We start from the raw sequence: 3,236 nt of genomic DNA, 5'->3' as shown, positions 1-3,236 counted from the left end.
AAAGGAATTGGCAGGCAAAGACGTGGAGTTCAAGCCCAGCGTGAACATCCCCCAGAGTTACGGGCAGACGCCGCTCATGAACGCCGCGCACAGGGGCCACGCTGGAATGGTGGAACTGCTCGCAGGAAACGGGGCGGATGTGGACGCGAGTAACGAATTCAAGCAAACCGCGCTCCATCAGGCCGTGCAAGAAGGTCAGCTGGAGGCCGCGAAAGCGCTGCTCGAAGCCGGGGCGGACGCATCCATGGGGAACAGGTACGGCATGAGCGCGCTTGAGATGGCGATAAATAAGGGGAATTCGGAAATGCGGGAGCTCCTGGAAGCTGCCCAAGGGCGGATTGGAGAGGGCACGCCTAATGCCGAAAACCAGCTTCGCCCTAATTAGAAATATAAAGCTAACTGGAGAAATTGTTATGAAAGGTGATTGAATGGCCGGGCAAAAAGACGACACAACTGAGAGAGGGCAGATTTTCAAGCAGCCTGTGCCAAAACCAGAATTATTTCAGCCTAAAGTTTATACCCCGGAGGAACAAATGCTGATAACAAAGACCAAGGAAGCGTTCGGAAAAGTATACGATATGTTCCTGGATAAAAAGCCCCCGATGAAGCGAGACACTTTCATAAACGACTGTTACGAAGAATTCGCTAAATTGAACACTTCTGGCAAGTTCACCGAAAAACAGGTAGCTCTGTTCAGGGAGGTATCGGTATCGCAGCTTGGCTTCGTGCTTTCTATATCGCTAAACAAAAAAGAGGATATAGGGGATGCAGCTAGAACTGAATGGGGAATAAAGAAGGCGGATAACGAAGGCGTTGGTTTCATTGCCAGCGGCCGCTCAAAACTTAATGATACGCCGAAAAAGGTGTACACTAATAAAGATTTGAAAGAGGAAAGTGTCGAATTCATGCTGAATTACATGAAAGAGATAGTCATGCACAAGGAGCAAAACAGAGAAAGGCTATCTAAGGCAAAGATAAATATCGACTATCTGGAAAGAGAGCTTAAGACCAACATGTCCAAGGAAACAATCCGGCAAAGGTACGATGCGGTTCGAACAGTTATGTAGGTATGGGTTGGATTTAGCGCATGGCAAAACAAACTGCCCACTTTATATACTCTTATGTTTTAAATAATGATATAAAGTGTATGCTGATTGCTATGAGGCCCAAACAGATATTGGCGGCTGGAGTGCTGGCCTGCACTGTGTTCACTTTGTCTGCTTCAGCTCAACCCCCAAATTCTAGTCAAATTCATAAAAAAGAGCCGTTAATTTCGGTCATGCAGGAGGACTGGAAAAAATCCTTTTCTGCAAAACTTGCTAAGCCTGAATACATGAAGTTTGAATCCGCTGCGGCAATTTTTGCGCCGCTTTTAAGGGAATACTATGAAGGGAACAGGAACAGCAGGGCTGAAAAATTTGTGGAATGGCTTGAAAAAAACGACGTAGAAATAACTTACGGGCTCAACAATGCGCTCGCAGAAGGAAGGATAATCCCGGGCGCTTTCTGGAGGGCTGAGGAAGCGCTTGTGGCGATAGGAATCTGGCTGGGCGGAACGTATTTGTGCAGCACAGTGCCCGAAGCAAAGGGCGTAGCAAGGCTGCCAGAGGTAGATTTGTCCAACAGCGGAGGGGGGTTCAGGCACGAAGATATGAGATGCCCCAATTTCTTCTGGGATGTTGGCGGAAGCAGGGTTGCCTACGGCGCTCCGGATGAGGGTTTTGAGCCAGATGGAACAAAGGCAGACTGGGCAACGCTTTTCGTTTCAGGAGTGAATGTAGGGCTTCATGAATTTACGCATGCGCTTCTTCACATGCTTGGAAAGGGAGACATGAAAGTTCTTGGGGAGATTGCAGCCACTTGCACTCAGCTTCTCCATGGGCTTCCGGTAAGGAAAAGCGAGGCTGCCAATCCCATGCTCGGAGCAAGGAATCCGAGCGTGATGGGGCAGGCAGGCATGGGTTTTGACCAGGCAAACGATTATTTCTCCAATCTGCTCGCTTCCTGGATAAAGGCGCATTGCGATAGGGCCGGAAAGACGCTGGACATAACCGCGTTCGAATGCACCGGCAGCCTGAATCAGATAGGGGACGCGGATAATATGGATAGAAAATTTAGGATCTTGAAAAACGGAAATCTGAAGTTCGTGATAAACGAGCGGAGTTTTTTCAGGTGCTCGGGAATGGAAAGCGGGCTGGACAAGGAAGCCAAGGGAAAGCTCATGCGCGTATTCAGGAAACTCAAGGGGATTGAATTTCAGGATTTTCACGGATTCCTCGCAAAATTCAAGACGCTCATGGACGAGGAATTCGGGGAGCAGGATGATGGAAAGGAAATACCTGAAGGATTTGTACGGGGCAGGCAGAGCCCCATGCAGGGGTCCTACCTTTCTTAATTTCTATGCAGTATCGCGTCCTTGGAAAGCGCATCTGCGGCTGAGTTCTGCTCGCGCGGCACCCATTTGAAATCCAGTTTCAGCCCTTCTGCGGCTTCCAGGATTCTGCGCTTGAGCTCGCGCAGGTGCGGGGCCCTGAGTTTGTATTCTCCCTTGAGCTGCTTCACGAGGAGCAAACTGTCGCTCCTTATCTCCACCTCGGCTTCCCCGAGCTCTTTCACCAATTCGAGCGCCCTGAGCACCGCGGTGTACTCGGCGATGTTGTTCGTGCCTTCCCCGAGGTACTCGCTCACTTGCCCGATGGTTTTGCCGTTTTTCGCTATTACTATGCCTATTCCCATGGGACCGGGGTTGGAGAAGCAGGCACCGTCAGTGTTTATTGTGAGCATTTAATCCAGAGGCTAGATGTAGGATAGTGCATATAAAGCGTATCCCCAAGCAGAATTTTGGAGCGCGGATTTTACCTAGGGCGTATTTCCGCGTATTCGGATGGCTCCAGGCCTATCTGTATTTTCAGCTTAGACAGGAACAGACCGGCATTTCTTAGGGCTGCGGCCACTTTTTCTGCCAAGGACTTATCCGTATGGGCTGCATACCTGATTTCAGGTTTTCCAATCTGAGGAACAAGAACCTGTACTAGGGGCGGGGTAGTTGCGGTTGCGAAATTGATTTTCAATCGGGCATACAAAGGGCCATCGTGAATCCGTTTCGGCAAGTCAGGAAACTTCTCTATGGGTGTGATAGGCGAATATGCGCAACGGAATCTTTTGGCATCAACAGATGTTTGTTTCTCGAACATCGGTTCAATTTGAATATCAAACCCGGGGGGAAGAATTCCTTT

5 protein-coding genes are annotated in these 3,236 nt (G+C 49.4%); 3 read left to right on the top strand and 2 right to left on the bottom strand.

The genetic code is table 11. The annotated features are described in order from the left end of the window. From WC488_05140 to WC488_05130, 3 genes are all read left to right on the top strand, one after another. Window positions 1–385 (top strand): ankyrin repeat domain-containing protein (locus tag WC488_05140; GenBank protein MFA5077781.1); only part of this gene is annotated, 385 nt, incomplete at its 5' end. Between the two features lie 43 nt (window positions 386–428). Beyond that, window positions 429–1,067 carry a hypothetical protein gene (locus tag WC488_05135; protein MFA5077780.1) on the top strand — a complete coding sequence of 213 codons (639 nt, stop codon included), beginning with the start codon at window positions 429–431 and terminating at the stop codon, window positions 1,065–1,067. Between the two features lie 266 nt (window positions 1,068–1,333). Next, window positions 1,334–2,395: a hypothetical protein gene (locus WC488_05130; GenBank protein MFA5077779.1), complete on the top strand. Its 1,062-nt coding sequence runs from the start codon at window positions 1,334–1,336 to the stop codon at window positions 2,393–2,395. Here WC488_05130 and WC488_05125 read toward each other — a convergent pair. Then, window positions 2,392–2,784 (bottom strand): ribonuclease HI family protein, encoded by a 393-nt coding sequence (locus WC488_05125; GenBank protein ID MFA5077778.1) that lies wholly within the window; start codon window positions 2,782–2,784, stop codon window positions 2,392–2,394. The genes WC488_05130 and WC488_05125 overlap by 4 nt on opposite strands. Window positions 2,785–2,855: 71 nt before the next feature. Then, window positions 2,856–3,236 (bottom strand): hypothetical protein (locus tag WC488_05120; protein ID MFA5077777.1); only part of this gene is annotated, 381 nt, incomplete at its 5' end.

Source organism: Candidatus Micrarchaeia archaeon, from assembly GCA_041650355.1.
In the GTDB taxonomy this organism is placed as follows: Archaea; Micrarchaeota; Micrarchaeia; order Anstonellales; family Bilamarchaeaceae; genus JAHJBR01.
This window is presented reverse-complemented; position numbering and strand designations above follow the sequence as displayed.